This is a genomic window from Veillonella sp. (genome assembly GCF_041333735.1).
Taxonomy (GTDB): Bacteria; Bacillota; Negativicutes; order Veillonellales; family Veillonellaceae; genus Veillonella.
Window position 1 is genome coordinate 1,368,923 of the sequence record NZ_JBGKFB010000001.1, and the last position, 17,229, is coordinate 1,386,151.

Annotated in this window: 13 protein-coding genes; all 13 read left to right on the forward strand. The window is 38.3% G+C overall.

Features of this window, described 5'->3' with window-relative positions; translation table 11 throughout:
• The first annotated feature begins 3 nt into the window (after positions 1–3).
• Positions 4–762, forward strand: coding sequence for an ABC transporter ATP-binding protein (locus tag ACDF53_RS06275; protein ID WP_295781359.1), 759 nt, complete (start codon positions 4–6; stop codon positions 760–762).
• Positions 762–2,021 carry an MlaD family protein gene (locus tag ACDF53_RS06280; RefSeq protein WP_370815756.1) on the forward strand — a complete coding sequence of 420 codons (1,260 nt, stop codon included), beginning with the start codon at positions 762–764 and terminating at the stop codon, positions 2,019–2,021. The genes ACDF53_RS06275 and ACDF53_RS06280 overlap by 1 nt, the downstream gene beginning before the upstream one ends.
• A 42-nt stretch (positions 2,022–2,063) precedes the next feature.
• Positions 2,064–3,542, forward strand: coding sequence for a TolC family protein (locus ACDF53_RS06285; RefSeq protein WP_370815757.1), 1,479 nt, complete (start codon positions 2,064–2,066; stop codon positions 3,540–3,542).
• A 254-nt stretch (positions 3,543–3,796) separates the two neighbouring features.
• Positions 3,797–8,083, forward strand: coding sequence for a translocation/assembly module TamB domain-containing protein (locus ACDF53_RS06290; protein WP_370815758.1), 4,287 nt, complete (start codon positions 3,797–3,799; stop codon positions 8,081–8,083).
• 177 nt (positions 8,084–8,260) lie between these two features.
• Entirely contained in the window at positions 8,261–10,465 is a 2,205-nt protein-coding gene (locus tag ACDF53_RS06295) for an outer membrane protein assembly factor (protein WP_370815759.1), read from the forward strand.
• Between the two features lie 107 nt (positions 10,466–10,572).
• A complete protein-coding gene (locus ACDF53_RS06300; protein WP_295792582.1) occupies positions 10,573–11,061 on the forward strand; it encodes an OmpH family outer membrane protein in 489 nt (162 codons plus the stop codon).
• Positions 11,062–11,090: 29 nt separating this feature from the next.
• On the forward strand, positions 11,091–12,062 hold the full coding sequence (locus ACDF53_RS06305; RefSeq protein ID WP_370815760.1) for a hypothetical protein: 972 nt from the start codon (positions 11,091–11,093) through the stop codon (positions 12,060–12,062).
• An 11-nt stretch (positions 12,063–12,073) separates the two neighbouring features.
• A complete protein-coding gene (locus ACDF53_RS06310) occupies positions 12,074–12,604 on the forward strand; it encodes a hypothetical protein (RefSeq protein WP_370815761.1) in 531 nt (176 codons plus the stop codon).
• Between the two features lie 31 nt (positions 12,605–12,635).
• Positions 12,636–13,667 carry a UDP-3-O-(3-hydroxymyristoyl)glucosamine N-acyltransferase gene (lpxD, locus tag ACDF53_RS06315; RefSeq protein WP_227720984.1) on the forward strand — a complete coding sequence of 344 codons (1,032 nt, stop codon included), beginning with the start codon at positions 12,636–12,638 and terminating at the stop codon, positions 13,665–13,667.
• A 6-nt stretch (positions 13,668–13,673) separates the two neighbouring features.
• Entirely contained in the window at positions 13,674–14,576 is a 903-nt protein-coding gene (locus tag ACDF53_RS06320) for a lysophospholipid acyltransferase family protein (protein ID WP_370815762.1), read from the forward strand.
• Positions 14,577–14,838: 262 nt separating this feature from the next.
• Positions 14,839–15,678: a UDP-3-O-acyl-N-acetylglucosamine deacetylase gene (gene lpxC / locus ACDF53_RS06325; protein WP_370815763.1), complete on the forward strand. Its 840-nt coding sequence runs from the start codon at positions 14,839–14,841 to the stop codon at positions 15,676–15,678.
• On the forward strand, positions 15,675–16,100 hold the full coding sequence (gene fabZ, locus ACDF53_RS06330) for a 3-hydroxyacyl-ACP dehydratase FabZ (protein ID WP_004695477.1): 426 nt from the start codon (positions 15,675–15,677) through the stop codon (positions 16,098–16,100). Before lpxC ends, fabZ begins: the two co-directional genes overlap by 4 nt.
• Before the next feature lie 19 nt (positions 16,101–16,119).
• Positions 16,120–16,932 (forward strand): acyl-ACP--UDP-N-acetylglucosamine O-acyltransferase, encoded by an 813-nt coding sequence (lpxA, locus tag ACDF53_RS06335; protein ID WP_295204813.1) that lies wholly within the window; start codon positions 16,120–16,122, stop codon positions 16,930–16,932.
• Positions 16,933–17,229: the final 297 nt, after the last annotated feature.

A 17,229-nucleotide genomic window follows, 5' to 3' on the forward strand; every position in this document is an offset into this window, starting at 1 on the left:
TTTATGATAGAACTACGCGATGTTGTAGTTGCCTATGAGTCACGTGTGATTTTAGACTCTATTAATCTCACCATTGATGATGGGGAGACGTTAGTCATATTAGGTGGTAGTGGCAGTGGTAAAAGTACCTTGCTTCGATTATTAATTGGCTTACAGCGCCCTACATCAGGACAGATTATTGTAGATGGCACAGATATTACAACATTATCTGAAGATGAATTTAATACAGTACGAAGAAAAATGGGGATGGTATTCCAATACTCTGCTCTGTTTGATTCTATGTCGGTAGGCGAAAATGTGGCCTTTGGTTTGCGTCAACATACGGACTTGGGGGATGATGAGATACGACGTATTGTAGCAGAGCGACTAGATTGGGTCGGTTTGAAAGGGTATGAATCCTATATGCCTAACGAATTGTCTGGCGGTATGAAAAAGCGCGTTAGCTTAGCTCGCGCCATAGCGCTAGATCCAAGCTTAATCCTCTATGATGAACCTTCATCCGGCTTGGATCCTATTACATCTGGTACGATTAGTATGCTAATTAAGGGAATGCAACAACGGCTTGGTTGTACTTCTATCGTAGTAACGCATGATATGCAATCCGCGTTTTATGTGGCAGATCGCATAGCTTTACTTGATAAGGGGAAATTTGTGGAAATTTCTGATACAATAGACTTTAAGAATTCTACAAATAAAAAGGTACAACAGTTTATTCATGGTGAAGCAGAACCAATTAATGTATCTGCGATGGGAGATGTATAATGAAGTGGACGACGGAGGCCAAGGTAGGGGCTTTCACAATAATAGGTATAGCTCTATTTATTGCGGGAATACTTTTTGTAGGCCGCATTGATATATGGGCTAAGCCACAAATGACGATTACTGGCGATTTTGCTCAAGTTAATGGCCTAAAAAATGGCAATCAAGTTAAATATTCAGGTGTGGCCATCGGTAATGTCTCTGATATCGAGATTACACCGCATGGTGTTGTAGTAAAAATGAAGCTTGATGAAAAAACACAAATCCCAAGTGATTCTACATTTACATTGGGATCAGATGGTTTTTTAGGCGATAAATTTATTCAAATTTCACCAGGTCAATCTAAGGTATTTTTACAAGATGGTGACTCTGTTAAGGGCGAAGGTGCAGACGCTATGGATAAAGCGATGCAAAGCGCTCAAAAATTAATGGATGGCACCGAAAAAATGTTGCAATCTATCAATAATATTATTGGTGATCCAGTAACGCAAAATGCACTTAAACATTCATTGCAATCTACTGCGACGATGGCTGATAATGCTGTAGCGATTACACAAAATATGGCTGATGTAACGGCACAGCTAAATCAAGCTGCTCAACAATTTAATGCAGATGGTAATGCAGGCAATGATATGCGTGCTATTTTGACTAACTTAAAACAAACTACGGATCGTGTAGATAATATGGCTCGTTCTATGGAGTCTACTGTAACTGATCCTAAAGCACAGGAAAATATTAAGGAAACATTACATAATACGGCACAAATTTCGGCTCGCATCAACAAATTGATGGGTGGTAAAGCATATCAAACTGATGCAAGTGGAAATGTAGTAGATGGAAATAATGTTGAAAAAAAGTCATCTACTAAAGTTGAGCCTTCTGTAGATTTGTTATATAACACAACAGATGATGAATTCCGCATCAATGGTCGCGTTCGTGCTTATAATGATAAAGGTATGGCTGAGCTTGGCCTTTCCAATATCGGTGATGGCACTAAATTCGATTTAAATGCAGGTCGATTCGTTAGCTCTAAATGGCTAGTACGTGGCGGTATTTTTGAAAGTGAATTAGGACTTGGCGTTGACTATAATTTACGTGGTCCTGTTTCATTATCCGCAGCGGTATATGACCTTAACAATCGTAAATATCGTATTCGTAGTGACATACGTTTACATAAAGATACTTATGGGGTTATTCAAATGACCAGACCGTTCGGTTCCACGAATGGTGGTACCTACTTTGGTATCAAACAAGTATTTTAAAGACTAATACATTCACTTTAGGTGAGTATGGAGGTACATATTATGAATAAAAAGGTTTTATCCTTAGGTGTAATGCTCTCCTTAGCTACTACAGGTGCAATGGCTGCTGATGTAGTTACAACTTCCGTTAATAATGGAGACCAATTAAGCAAATATCAAAAAGAAGCGATTCAATTAACACAAAAGCAATTAGCTGAAAAATCTGTTCAAGATAGCAAAACATATGAGAGCAAATTGGACCTCGATGAGTCTCGTACCATAGAGTTGGCATTGGCGAATAACCGTACTGCAAAACAAACTAAATGGGACTATCAAGCTGCAAAAGATACTGTAAGTGCTACCGCAGCTGGTAAAAATCCTAGTATTTCTTATACGTGGCAAGGGGCTAGAAGTAATGGTGTGAACGCTATGACTGGACGAAATGTAACAAGCAAGACTGGTAGTCATAGTTTTACGATTAGTGCACCTGTATTTAGTCCTGAATTAGATGCGTCCATTGATGCATCTCGTTATGCACGAGAAGGGGCTGGTGCAAGTTATGAAGAATCACTTCAACAAGCAAAATACGATGCGATCAGTGGTTACTATACTTTGATCATGAACCGCAATCTTGTTGATGTGGCTCAGCAATCTGTGAAAGATTACCAAGGTCATGTAACAAATGTACAAGCTCAATATAATGTTGGTTTGGTTGCTAGTTCTGATGTGTTGGCTGCTAAAACAAATCTCGCTGATTCTGAAACGAATCTTGTAAAAGCACAAAACTCTGCAAATTTATCAGAGGCTAGCTTGAATCAAGTTATTGCATATCCTGTACAAACAGCTATTAATACAGCAGAACATGACTTACAATATAAACCTTATAATGTGACATTAGAACAAGCTAAAGCCTATGCGTTGCTTCATCGCTCAGCCCTTGTAAAATCTGCTATGGCTGTAAAAGAGGCTGAAGAAGCTTTGAAAAAGGCTAAGTCCGGCTACTTGCCTACAGTTGGTGTAGAAGCCGGTCGTGGTTATGCTGATCCAGATGGTTACTTTGGTACAAGTAACAAATCTTGGCATATTGGAGCAAAGGCTTCTTGGAGTCTATGGGATGGCGGTGCAACACAAAATAAAGTAAAAGTGGCTACTGATACTTTAGAAAAAGCTAAAGAAGCCAACTTAGCCGCTGTAGATAATGTGTTATTAGCCGTACAAAAAGCATACTTGAACTTGCGTTCTGCAGAGCAAACAATCCAAAGCACTCAAACTGCAGTTGCTCAAGGTCAAGAAAGCTTCCGTATTGCTACACTTCGCTATCGCGCAGGGGTTGGTACAAACCTTGATGTACTCGATGCGGAAACTAAATTAACAGATGCTCGTAATAACTATGTACAAGCTCTTTATAATTACAATATTAGCATTGCAGCTCTTGAACAATTGACAGGTGTTCCATTGAATACTCCAGTTGGACAAGGTGCAGAAATTATTGCAAACAGTGGTGCAACTGAACAATTAGCACAACTTGGTGGTAATCAATAATTGGATACTAAAAAAGACGACTTCGGTCGTCTTTTTTTGTTATAGATTTATAAAGCGTAGATTCATTGTATATTTTCATTTTTATGTTATGGTAATGTGTAAATAATTTTATCTGTAGTTATTGTAGAAAATGATTAGTAAAAAAATATATTAGTTTTATAAAATTTACCTTTAAAATACTATAGTTATTACTGTGTGTGTGGTAAGATTAGTATATATATTTATTTTATTCATAATGTGTATGGGAGATCATTATGACCCGTAAAAAGTGGTGTCTCATAGGGGCTGCAATTTTAGGATTATCTGCAGTTGGTGCTAGTATAAACCCTATAGCTAAGACCTATGTAGAACCTATGGTTAAAGAACAAGTAAATAATACCATAAACGGATCTGTGGACTATGATTCTCTTCGTATCAATTGGAATGGTGATGTAGTTTTATCAGATGTGGTGATTAAAGATCAGGATGGTCACTTAGTAGGGACGGCACAAGATGTAGCTGTTGGGGTTAAACTATCTGCATTACCAAGTATAATTGGGGGTAACACATCAGGGGCGACAGCTATATCCAATGTTACCGTGGATGCACCTGATCTTCACATATGGCAATTGAACGATGGGTCTTGGAGTATAGAAAAGTTAGTTAAACCATCTGATCCGAATAAATCGGGTAGTTTTGATGGTGATATTGCCATTAATAATGGTCATGTAGCGCTGCGCACTAAAGATGGCGTTAAACGCAATGTTGAAAACCTTGATGGCACCGTTGCTCTTAATATGAGTGGTATGTCCAAAGGGGCATTTACTGCTGACGTAGATGGTTCATCTGTCCTTGTAAATGGCAAAATAGATATGGACGATGTATCTAATTTTGATGTCTTTGTACAAGCCGATGAAATTGATACTGCTGGTATTATGAGCTTTATTCCGTTACGCAAAGATCTTGTTGTTACGAAGGGGAAATTACAAGATTTACATCTCAATGTTAAAAGTGAAGATGGACAATATATTATGAGTGGCAATGTAGGCTTTAAAGGTTTAACAGGCACTTATAAGCGGGGCAATACGATGTATACCATTACTGATGGTGAAGGTCGTATTATGCTCAATCATGACCAAATTGTTATTAGCCATAGCTCTTGGCGTATCAATGATCAAGTAGCGAAGCTTAATGGTCTTATTACATTGGGGAAAGACGAAGAATATCTCAATCTTAATGTTGTAGCGGATAAGGTAAAACTAGAAGCCATTACAGATGTGGGGGTTACTGGTATTGTCGGTGGTCGTGCGCATATTGGAGGCACTACTGTAGCGCCGCGGGTGGATGCAACCATAGGCAGTGATGGTATTTCTTATAAAGGGTACCATGTGGACCGCGTACAGGGAAATGTAGTATACGATAATGGATTAGTTCGTATCGATGATGCTCAATTGTCTATTGGCACTGGTAATGCTAAAGTTAAAGGTCAATACGTCGTAGACACAGATGATTTCGACGCTGTTGCTAACGTTCATGCCTTATCGTTAGATGCTTTTACACAGGATTTGACGATGCCTATTACAGGGACAGTTGATGGAGAAATCCATGTTTTGGGTAAGAATAATCAAGTTACAGATCTTGTAGGCGCTGTTCAGGGCCATCAGATTGGGGTCCGTGGTGTAGTGTTGGATTCTGTAAAAGCGGATTTAACCCATAGTGACAATCTTACCAATATAACTATGGTTGGGAATATGGGAACTGGATCCTTTAGTGGATATGGTTCGATTCAAAATGGTCAAGTGGATGCTACAATTTCTGGTAATGCGTTACCGCTAACATCACTTAGTTCAATCATAGGTGAAGATGTTGCTGGTACAGTCAGCACGTCTATTAATGTAAAAGGCTCCTTAGATAATCCGAATGTGACTGGTACTGTATGGGGACAAGAGGTTCTCTATAAGGGTGCTCATTTTAATGATATTCATAGTGATATTACTTTGGACAATCACGTTCTAACCATTACAAATGGTCATATCGGTGACGGTAGTGGTGGCTATGATATTACTGGTTGGTATAATATCAATACTGACGCCTTAGATTTAAATGCTAAAGCTCGTGCTGTACGTATTGAAAATCTAATTCGTCCTATAACCGATATTCCTATTACAGGATGGTTTGAAACTGATAACCATATAACTGGGACCGTGGCCAATCCTATTGTAGAAGGCCGAGCTCATTTATGGGATGGGTCTGCCTATGGCAAGCTTATAACTAATGCTTTTGCAAAGTATAACTATAAAAATGAAAGATTAGAATTATATCGCTTTGATATTGAAGGCTACGGAGCGACTATTACAGGTGGCGGTACTGTATCAAAAGAGGCTATTAATATTGATTTTGAAGGTAAGAAAATCGATATGGGTAGATTGCTCATCAATACCGACTATAAGGTGGATGGTTTACTAGCAGGCCGTGGTACTATAACAGGTTCTATGGATAACCCTCAGTTTAATGGTTACATTTTATCTGATGCTTTATCTATAAATGGGCAATTATTGACTGATATTCATGGCCACGTGTATGCAGATAAATCCGTCGTAAATGTACAAGATTTTTCGTTTGCTGAATCAAATGGTGGTCGTTATGTTGCCAAAGGTGGCATGAAGCTCGATGATAGTAAACAGTTATTTGGCGTTTTAGATGTTACCAATGGTAGTGTAAAGAATTTGTTGGCATTACTAGATCAAGCTGATGAGCATCTTGATGGTCAATTGAATGGTTCCGTTGAAATTGGTGGCACAAAGGATAATCCAAGCGTTACTGTTAACGGTAAAATTAATGATGTTAGTATTGATGATAAGGTTGTCGGTGATGCAACGATTGATGCTAGCTTAGCTAATCGGAAGTTTAAAATTACTACCTTAAAACTACCTGTTGATGAAGGTCTCATCGCCATGGGTGGTACATTGGATCTAGATGGGCAAGCTGATTTACAAGTAGCCTTAAAGGATGTCGACATAGTGCCATTCTTACCACTCATAGGTAAGGATATTCAAGCAACAGGCTGGGTAACAGGTGTTGTGAATGTTACTGGAGAAACGAAAAATCCTAAGGTGGAATTATCTGGTGCAGTAGAGTCCGGTTCGTTCAATGGAATTGGTATTGATGAAGGCTTTGCGTTGGCTACAATGCAAGATCATGTCATTCAAATCCAACGTATTCAAGGCGCTAAAGGAGGCTATAAACTCAGTATTTATGGCAAAATTCCATTGGCAGCTATTTATACATCTGGTTATTTAGACGCTAGTGATGCTAAATCTATGGATGTAACAATTGACTTTAACGAAGCTGATATGGCTGTTATTCCTCTTGTTACTACTAGCGTTAAAGATGCAACGGGGCCGTTAAAGGGTGCAATTAGGCTTACAGGGACTATAGATCAACCTGAGGCATACGGCACAGTATCTGTACGTAATGGTACTATGAAATTGGCCAATGTAGATAATGAAATTACTAGTATTGACGGAGACTTAATTTTCTCTGGACAACAAGGGGATTTCCAATCTCGTATCAATATGGGGAAAGGTAGTGCTGGTTTAGTGGCTAAGGTAAATTGGTCTGGTCATGAGCTTACCAACTATAAGGCTGCCCTTCAACTTGATGGACTCGATGTTCGTAGTGAATATGTGAGAGGCCCATTAAATGGCGAACTTTACATTGCGGAACGTGATGGATTACCTACCTTGATAGGTAATTTGGATCTAGAAAACATCCAATTTAAGATTCCTCTTTCCTTGCAGTCTAGTGAAAGCAACACCAACATGGGCGTAGATGTTAATATTCATGCTGGCAAGGGTGTGCGCCTATATGATCGTACTCTATACAATATGTTCATAGGTGGTGATGTTCATTTCGGTGGTACATTGCAAAATCCTACTGCTAGTGGCCAGTTCGATGTTAAATCTGGTACGTTCAAATACTTAAGTCATGTATTTAATATTACGAAGGGGAATGCACACTTTGTAGGAGGCTCCTATTTACCAAATTTACAATTAGAAGCTGAAACGAATGTAAGCAACTACAATATTATGCTTGGTGTAAAAGGGACTGTAGATCATATGGATCTTACTTTGTCGTCCAATCCTAACTTATCTAGAAAGCAAATTATTTCCATGTTGACCTTTGGTCGTGGTGCAGATTCTAATAGTAGTACATTGACAAATGATGATGTGAATGCTGTTGCTACAGCAGGTCTTCAAATGTTTGCTTTTGGCTATGTGCAAGATGCATTGCAAAATACATTAGGTTTAGATAGGATTAATATTACGACAGGCTCCATTGATCCTGATGAACCGACTAATAGGGAAACAGCAGGTAATTACAATATTGAAATTGGCAAGTATATTGTGCCAAAGGTAATGCTTACTTATTCTCAAGGTATTAATAATAAACAAAATAAATATGGTGTTGAGTATTCTGTAAAACGAAACCTCAAGTTTACTGCATGGCGTACATCGCAAGGAAACAATTATTTAGGTGGTCGTTGGACAAGAAGCTTCTAAGTTTATGGCTAGAGTGTGCAAATCCCATGGGTATGCACATTCTAGTCATATTAATTTCATAAAATTTGTTTAATATAGTACTCATTCCCAGTATTTTATGCTATAATAATAAAGATTTATTAGTCATTATAAAACAAGATGTAAACTTTTTATGGGGATGAGTTCTAGGAGGAATTTATGTTTAAACCAAAAGCCTATAAAAGTATGCTTGCAGCATCTGTATTGACTGCTGTCATGGGGACAGGCAGTGTATTTGCTGCAGAGGTACAAGCTGGCTATACTCCAGATTTAAATAACACAACAACAACTAGTGCAGCAACTACTAATGATGCTACTACTACACAAGCTGTTTACAATGCTGATGCAGCTACACCTGCAACAACACAAGATGAAACTGATGCAGCTATCTTAGCGGCTCGTGGTGATACAACTGTATCTAGCGATGGCACTGTAGTTAAAGGTTCTGACGGAACTGTTACAGTCAATAATGCTGCTTTAAAAACAGATGACAAACAAGTAAAAATGGTGTCTAAAACTACTGGTGGTACTGACCTTGATAAGGCTGCTGAAAATGGCCAAACTCAAGCTGTTACAACTGTAGAAGCTCAATATGTTACATCTGCTAATGCTGAGTCTATTAATCCATATGTAGGTAAATTAATTACTGGTTTATCTATTTCTGGTGTAACAGCTGAACAACAAGCACAATTATTGCCTATCTTGACAGAAAAAATCGGCGATGCTGTATCTGTTGATGGTGTATTTAAAGACGTAACTAACCTTGGTAATACTGGTTACTTCTCTGAAGTAAACCCTGTATTTACAACAGTACCTGAAGGCGTTAAATTGGACTTTGCTGTTACAGTAAATCCAATTACTACTGGTGTAGCTTTCGAAGGTAATACAGTTTATACTTCTGAAGTATTGACTAAATTCATGGACCTTCAAGCAGGTCAAGTTCTTAACTCTGTATACGTAGGCCAAAAGGTTCAAGGTATCAACGCAGCATACGCTCGCGATGGCTATATGTTGGCACATGTTGATGGTATTCGCGTAGATGACCAAGGCGTGCTTCATGTTCATATCGTAGAAGGTATTGTTGAAGATATCGTTCCTGCTGGTAACAAGAAAACTCGCGATAAAGTTATTACTCGCGAATTCGTTCAAAAGAAAGGTAAACCTTTCAATAAATTCTTGGTACGCCGTTCTGTAGAACGCGTATATAACCTAGGCTTCTTTGATGATGTGAATGTTCGCATGTTGCCTGGCGATCAAGATCCTAACAATGTAATCATTGAAATCGATGTTTTGGAACATAAAACAGGTACTATTACATTAGGCGCCGGTTATTCTAAATCTGATGGTTTGATGGGTATCATTGAATTTGGTGAAGACAACTTCCGCGGTACTGGTGATAAATTCAAAGTTCACTGGGAAATCGGTGGTAAGAAAAAATATAAAAACTACCAAATCTCTTACTTGAAACCTTGGATTGATAGCAAAGGTACATCTCTTGGCTTCTCCTTCTTCAACCGTGAAGATGAATACACTGATTACAACGAAGATGGTAATGAAGTAGCAGAATATAACAAGAAATCTCGTGGTTTCAATATTTCCTTCGGTCGTCAAACAGGCGAATATACTCGTGACTATTTGACTCTTGAATCCCGTAAAGATTCCTATAAATGGGATAGTGATGATAGCTCTGGTTACCGTTATGATACAGATGCTATTTCAAATACGACTGGTAGTGGGAATGATTGGAATAATACAAACCCTAGCACTGGTGGTAGCTGGAACTTTGCATCTAATAACTATGTAAAAAATAACTTCGGTCGTATCAATTCCATTACATGGCAAAAGGTATACGATTCCCGTGATAATATTTATGAACCAACACGTGGTCGTCGTATTTCTTATACAGCGCAATGGGCTGGTCATGGTTTAGGCGGTGACTTCGACTTCTACAAATTCACAGCTGAAGCACGTATGTATAAAAAACTAGGTGCTAAGAATGTATTGGCATTCCGCGCACGTGGTGGTTTTATCCAAGGTGATGCTCCTTATAGCCAATTGTTCACATTGGGTGGTGCAGACTCCTTACGTGGTTACGAAGATGATCAATTCCGTGGTAAGTACATGTACAATGCTACATTGGAATTCCGCTTCCCGATCGTTAAAAAGGTTAGTGGTGTATTGTTCACTGATATCGGTGATGCATGGGATGCACCAAATGTAACATGGTACAACAGCAAGAAAACCTTTAACTATGGCGTTGGTGCTGGTGTTCGTATTACTACACCAATTGGCCCAGTTAAACTTGATTATGGCGTGGGTAAACACAAAAATAAATTCCACTTCAGCTTCGGCACACAATTCTAATATAGTAAATGTATATGGTGGAGGCCTCTTTTCTAAAGAGGCTTTCACCAATATCTCTATATGGCATCCTTTGATGCAGTAATTTAAAGAAATGAGGGCACTCTATTATGATGCGAATGATGAACAACAAGGCGAATGTGAAAATCTTTTCCATCGTCATTGCTGCTATTTTTATTATTGGTATTGGCGCATTAGCGTATACACAAATGGCTACGCCAAGCGGTAATAGCGGTAATAGTACAATTGGTGTTATCGATACATCTCGTATGATGTCTCAAGATAATCCAATTTATATCTCTGCAGCTCAAGAATATATGAGCTATCAAAGCCAATTACAACAAGAAACACAAGCTAAAATTGATGCAGCTCAAGATGATGCGACTAAACAAAAACTTGCTGAAGAAGCTCGTCAAAACTTAGCAAAGAAAGATCAAGAGATTGCCAAATCTGTTCAAGATAAAGCTATGGAGGCTGCAAAAGCAGTTGGCGATGCTAAAGGTTTAAGCGTTGTTATGACTAAAGATACTGTATTATACGGTGGCGTAGACATTACAGATCAAGTATTGAAAAAACTAGCTTCTGATGCCAAAAAATAAACTGTAGTTCTATGTAAGGGAGAACGACAATGAACGGGAAAAAACGATATATTGGATTTGCCATATTTCTCGTTGTTGCATTATGTGCTATGGTTTGGGCCTATGGATTTGTGACAAATCGTCAGCAGAGTCCTGATGGGGTATCAATAGGTGTTGTACGTATTGATGATGTATTAGAATTTAATCCTTCCTATGAGGATTATAAACAAGCTAAAAATGAATTGGATCTTTTGCAACGTCAATATGAATTAGAACAACAAGCTCTAAATGCCAAGTCAGAGACACAAGAGGAACAGTTGAAATCTCTTGCGTTAGATACAACCTTGTCAGATGCTCTTACGGTGGAATTGCAAACTCGTATTGCAACAAAAGAAAATGAATTGAATCAGCAATTGAATGCAAAACGAAACGAACTTACTCAAAAATATTTGGCGGAATTAAAGGTTAGTTCCAATGAATATGATCTTGAAATCGTCAATCTCCAATTAGATTTATATGCTTATGATGCTCGTGTATATATTGATGATGCACAAAAGCAAGCAGCTATGGCAGAAAAGGCTAAGAAAGAGGAGCGACTAAAGGAATTATTAGCTAAGAGAAAACCATCGAATCTTGATGTAGACTCTATTAAGGCTAAAGTACAGGCAGAACTTGCGCCTATGCAACAAAAAGGTCAAGAAGAACTTAACCAATATGCTGCATCCTTGCAAAAGGAATTGGCGGCTAAACGTGATACTATGGTTCAACAACAAGCTCAATCGATCATTGCTAATAATAACTTACCTGTAGCACAGGATTGGAATGATTCTTGGGCTAAAAAGCTTTCAGATAAGGAAGCTGAAGTGAGTGCACTTCATGAAGCCATTTTAGAAGATGTTCGTATGCGCGTAGCAATTATTGCAGAGGAACAACATTTGGATTTAGTCATCATCGACGATGGTGGTAATATTAAGGGGCTTGATATTACTGATGCAGTGAAGGCGTCCTATCGAGTTCAATAAGGAGTTATATTATGAATAAACGTATTAAATCTTTAGTATTAGGTGCATCTTTAGTAGCTTCCATGGCTATTTTAGGTGGTTGTGGTTCTAATAATGTTGGTTACGTTGATAGCGTGAAAGTAGCAAATAGTACTGAAAAAGGTATTGAAATTACTAAAGAAATTAACGCTAAAAAAGCTGAGCTAGATGCTAAAATTGCTTCTGCTGATGAAGCATCTAAACAAAATGTATTTAACCAAGCTAATCAAGAATTAAATGCCTTTGCAAATGCAAAAGCTCAAGAATATCGTCAATATCAAGAACAAAAAGTTGGTGAACTCGTAAAAGAGAAAAAACTTGATGTAGTTATTGAAAAAGGTGCTGTTGTAGGCGGAGGTTCTGATGTAACTGACGACTTGATCGCGAAGATGGGTAAAGCTTCTGATGACCAAATTAAAGAAGCTGAAAATGCAGCTAAAGCGCAAGAACAACAAGATGCTCAACAAAATGCTCAACAATCAGGTCAAGCTACAGCAGTTAATACTGAAGAAAGTGCACAATAATTAAGAATTATCACAGGGGGAGGAGTTTACCTTGGAAAAAACTTTACAGGAACTCGCAACATTAGTAGGCGGTCGTGTTGTAGGTGATGGCTCTATTGTTATTACTGAAACACGTAGCTTTGAACAAGCAGTAAAACAATCCATAACTTTTGCAGTAGGTGAATATGTTGAACATATTGCGTTATGCCAAGCGGGTGCTGTGATCGTTGAATCTGAAGTGAAAGATGCACCGATGGCACAAATCGTAGTCGATAATGCAAAAGCAGCATTTGCACAAGTGTTAGAACTCTTCCATCCACCTGTTGTTGTTCCTAGAGAGGTGCATAGCACAGCTATTATTGGTAACAATGTAACAATAGGCAAAAATGTAGCTATTGGTGCCTATTGTGTAATTAATGATAATGCAGTCATTGGTGATGATGTAACAATACGTCCATATGTTTATATTGGACATAATGTGCGTATTGGCGAAGGTTCTGATATTTACGCTGGCGCTATTGTTCATGAAAATTGTATTTTAGGCAAACGCGTTGTATTACGTGCTAAGGCCGTAATTGGTGGCGAAGGCTTCGGCTTTGCTACAGAAAATGGTGTACATACACATATTCCACAAGTTGGTAATGTTATTCTCGAAGATGATGTTGAAGTTGGTTCTTGTACAACTATCGACAATGCTACAATGGGATCGACTTTAGTACGTCGTGGTACGAAGATTGACAATCTTGTTCATCTTGGTCACAATGTTGAAATTGGTGAAGATTGCTTCTTGATTGCTCAAGTTGGTATTGCAGGAAGTACTAAATGTGGTAATCATGTTATCTTTGCTGGACAAACTGGTTGTACTGGTCATATTACGATTGGTGATAATGTACAGTTTGCTGGTAAAACTGGTATTACGGGTAATGTACCATCCAACTCTATTATGGCGGGCTATCCAATGAGACCTCATAAAGAATGGTTAAAATTGGCTGCTTATGAAAATCGTTTGCCAGATATGGTGAAAACTGTAAAACAATTACAAAAAGAAATTGACGCTTTGAAAGCACAGCTTAAGGAGAGCTAATAATCCATGTATAGGTTTATGAAAATCTTTAGTGCCTTTATTTGCTTATTACCTAAAGGTTTGCAATATGCTATTGGTACATTGTTTGGCGAAATTGCGTGGTTAGCGGTGCCGCCTAAACGCAAGCGCCTAGCAATAGGCCAAATTCTATTCTGTAATATTACAGATGATCCCAAAGAAGCTCGACGTATTGCGAAAGCTAGTACTACACGCTTTGGTCGCATGATTATTGATGTACTACGCTATCCAGAAATTAAGGATGGCGCATACAAAGATATGGTGGAGTTTATTAATCGAGAATACCTAGATGATGCCTTGGAAAATGGTCGAGGTGCCATCTTAGCCGCTGTTCACAGTGGTAACTGGGAGCTCCTTGGCGGTGTTCTTGCTTCGGAAGGGTATCCATTGATTTCTGTGGCGATGAAACAGAATGGTGATGCGGACAAGTTTATCAACGAATATCGTCGTATTATGCACCAACATGTAACCTATAAAACTGGTGTACGAGAAATGATTAATGAGCTTAAAAAAGGTGCTTTTTTAGGCCTTATTATGGATCAGGATCCTGGAGATGATGGCGTGCTTGTACCCTTCTTTGGTTATGAAACATTAACGGCTGCAGGTCCAGCAGTACTGGCTCGTATGCAAGATATACCTATCATTTTTGTGACTATACATTATAGTCCGTTTTCTGAGAAACATGAGATTGAAGTACATCCTCCAATTTATGTGGAACGTACAGACGATAAAAAGCGTGATATAGCTGTAACTACAACTCTTTTAAATGAGTTTATTGAAGATTATATTCGTCGATATCCTGAAGATTGGTTCTGGCTTCACAATCGTTGGAAGTGGACACGTCGTTTCTATGGCGAACAAATTGAAACACCTCCAGATGTATTTCACTAGTTAATAAATATAAAGAGATTTTACATGCCTACTTATGTAGTATTGATTTAAATACCGCATAAATTAAGCATAGTAGAGTCTCTTTTATTTTTATGGTGTATAATACAGTATTTATAATTAAATTTATATAAATTTAATTATGTGAAAAATGCTTTCAAAATCACTGAATATATGGTAAATTTCTTGTATCACCTATGCAAATAGGGTATAATACATATTGGTGTATAGTAAACGTGAATTCAGATTATGAAAGGACTTTCTTATGAGTAAGCCACAACAAACAATAAAACAGGCTGTTTCATATCAAGGGATTGGCCTTCATAGCGGTGAACCAGTAAATATGGTTTTTAAACCTGCACCTGAAAATACAGGAATTGTGTTTGTCCGCACGGACATTGAAGGTCATCCTTCTGTGCGAGCACACATTGATAATGTGACGAACACTATGCGCGCTACTACATTGGAAAATGGTGAAGCGAAGGTTTTCACTGTAGAACATGTGATGGCTGCGTTCAGTGCTATGAATATTGATAACTGTTATATCGAGATGGATTCTCCTGAACCTCCTGTAGGTGATGGCAGTAGTGCAGTTTTTATAGGTCTCATAGAAGAGGCAGGCATTCAAGAACAAACAGCGCCACGTCAAGTATATAAAGTGACACGTTCTCACGCTATATATGATGGTGATCGTTTTGTAGTTATTTTGCCATATGACGGCTATCGCATTACATTTACATCGATTAACAGCCATCCGTTACTTGGTACGCAACATTGTGATTTTGAAGTTTCGCCAGAATACTTTAAAGAACACATCGGTGCTGCTAGAACTATCGGATTTATGAAGGAATTAGAACAATTACAGGCTATGGGCCTTGCAAAAGGTGGTAACCTAGATAATGCATTAGTCTATGATGATGAGAAGTGTTTGTCTGTACCTCGCTTTGACGACGAATTAGTTCGTCACAAAGCATTAGATGTAATGGGCGACTTATTCTTATTGGGACCAATTGAAGGTCATGTAATTGCTTTAAAATCGAGTCATGAATTAAATTCAAGATTGGCTCGCAGTATAATGGAAGAAATAAGGGAGACACAGCCATGATTCTTAATCACGAAGACATTTTAGAAATTTTACCTCATCGTTATCCTATGCTTTTGGTAGATCGCATCGTTGAGTTAGAACCAATGAAACGTGCTGTGGGCATTAAAAATGCTACATTCAACGAATTGTTCTTCCAAGGACACTTCCCAGGTAATCCAGTAATGCCAGGTGTACTATTGACTGAGGCTATTGCTCAAGTTGGTGGTATTGCATTACTATATCCTGAAGAAAATCGCGGTCTTACACCTATGTTTACAGGTATTGATAAAGTACGTTTCCGTCACCCTGTAAAACCTGGTGACCAAGTGCGCATGGAAGTGGATATTGTTAAAATCAAAGGTAAAATGGGTAAGGTTGAAGGCCGTGCCTATGTTGGCGACAAATTGTGTGCTAGCGGTGAATACATGTTTGCCCTTGTATAATGATTGAGGAGTGATTGTAGTGATAGTTGTAGGCATGGAAAATGCAGAATCCAACATCCATAGTACAGCCATAGTCCATCCAAATGCTAAATTGGGCAAAGATGTAATCGTAGGTCCTGGCGCTGTAATCGGCGAACACGTCGAGATTGGCGATGGCACACAAATCGGTGCACATGTTGTAATTGGTGGTTGGACAACCATTGGTAAGCGTTGCGAGATTTATCCTAACGCATCTATTGGGTTGGAACCGCAAGATTTAAAATTTAAAGGCGAAAAAAGCTATTGTAATATTGGCGATGAAACGGTTATCCGTGAATTCGTAACTATTAGCCGCGCTACTGGAGAAGGTGAAGAAACACGTGTGGGCAATAATTGCTTGCTTCAAGCATGTACACATGTGGCTCATAACTGTATCGTTGGCAATAATGTAATTATGAGTAACTGTGCAGGCCTTGCTGGTCACGCTATCGTTGAAGATCGCGTTGTTATTGGTGGCCTTGCAGGTATCCATCAGTTTGTTAAAATTGGTCGTAATGCAATGGTTGGCGGTATGGCGAAGGTGGTTCAAGATATTCCACCATATGTCATTGCTGATGGTCAACCAGCACGTGTTATTGGCCTTAACTCTGTTGGTTTGTCTCGTGCGGGCATTTCAGAAGACGTACGCCGAGATTTAAAACAAGCATTCCGTATTATTTATCGTTCAGGCTTTAGTTTATCTAAGGCTATTGAAGAAATGGAAATGCAACTTGATTCTTCTGTAGAAATTGAAAATTTATTACGCTTCTTACGCAATGCCGATCGTGGTATTATGCGTACACGTCGCGACTAATTCCAAAGACCTCGTACTAAGTACGAGGTCTTTTTATGTACTTTATAAATATCATGCTTTTAATGGGATGTGAAATTTATAACATTAGGTCATAAATATAAAATATTTTGATAAAATATTTGAAGTTTTTTTACGTTCATAAGACGTAAAATGAGGAATGAAAAAATTCTACTAAAATGTTGAAGAAATAGGCGTAAAACATGGTGTTTTAATGGTAAAAAGTGCCTATTTATAGTACAATATATTGTATATGATTATGTCTTTTTTGAGGCATTAAGTATTGTAAATTTGTAATCA

What these genes read in the sequence shown, in the direction of transcription:
- ACDF53_RS06275 (WP_295781359.1), top strand. Translation starts at nt 4, where the DNA reads ATGATAGAACTACGCGATGTTGTAGTTGCCTATGAGTCACGTGTGATT.
- ACDF53_RS06280 (WP_370815756.1), top strand. Translation starts at nt 762, where the DNA reads ATGAAGTGGACGACGGAGGCCAAGGTAGGGGCTTTCACAATAATAGGT.
- ACDF53_RS06285 (WP_370815757.1), top strand. Translation starts at nt 2,064, where the DNA reads ATGAATAAAAAGGTTTTATCCTTAGGTGTAATGCTCTCCTTAGCTACT.
- ACDF53_RS06290 (WP_370815758.1), top strand. Translation starts at nt 3,797, where the DNA reads ATGACCCGTAAAAAGTGGTGTCTCATAGGGGCTGCAATTTTAGGATTA.
- ACDF53_RS06295 (WP_370815759.1), top strand. Translation starts at nt 8,261, where the DNA reads ATGTTTAAACCAAAAGCCTATAAAAGTATGCTTGCAGCATCTGTATTG.
- ACDF53_RS06300 (WP_295792582.1), top strand. Translation starts at nt 10,573, where the DNA reads ATGATGCGAATGATGAACAACAAGGCGAATGTGAAAATCTTTTCCATC.
- ACDF53_RS06305 (WP_370815760.1), top strand. Translation starts at nt 11,091, where the DNA reads ATGAACGGGAAAAAACGATATATTGGATTTGCCATATTTCTCGTTGTT.
- ACDF53_RS06310 (WP_370815761.1), top strand. Translation starts at nt 12,074, where the DNA reads ATGAATAAACGTATTAAATCTTTAGTATTAGGTGCATCTTTAGTAGCT.
- ACDF53_RS06320 (WP_370815762.1), top strand. Translation starts at nt 13,674, where the DNA reads ATGTATAGGTTTATGAAAATCTTTAGTGCCTTTATTTGCTTATTACCT.
- lpxC (WP_370815763.1), top strand. Translation starts at nt 14,839, where the DNA reads ATGAGTAAGCCACAACAAACAATAAAACAGGCTGTTTCATATCAAGGG.
- fabZ (WP_004695477.1), top strand. Translation starts at nt 15,675, where the DNA reads ATGATTCTTAATCACGAAGACATTTTAGAAATTTTACCTCATCGTTAT.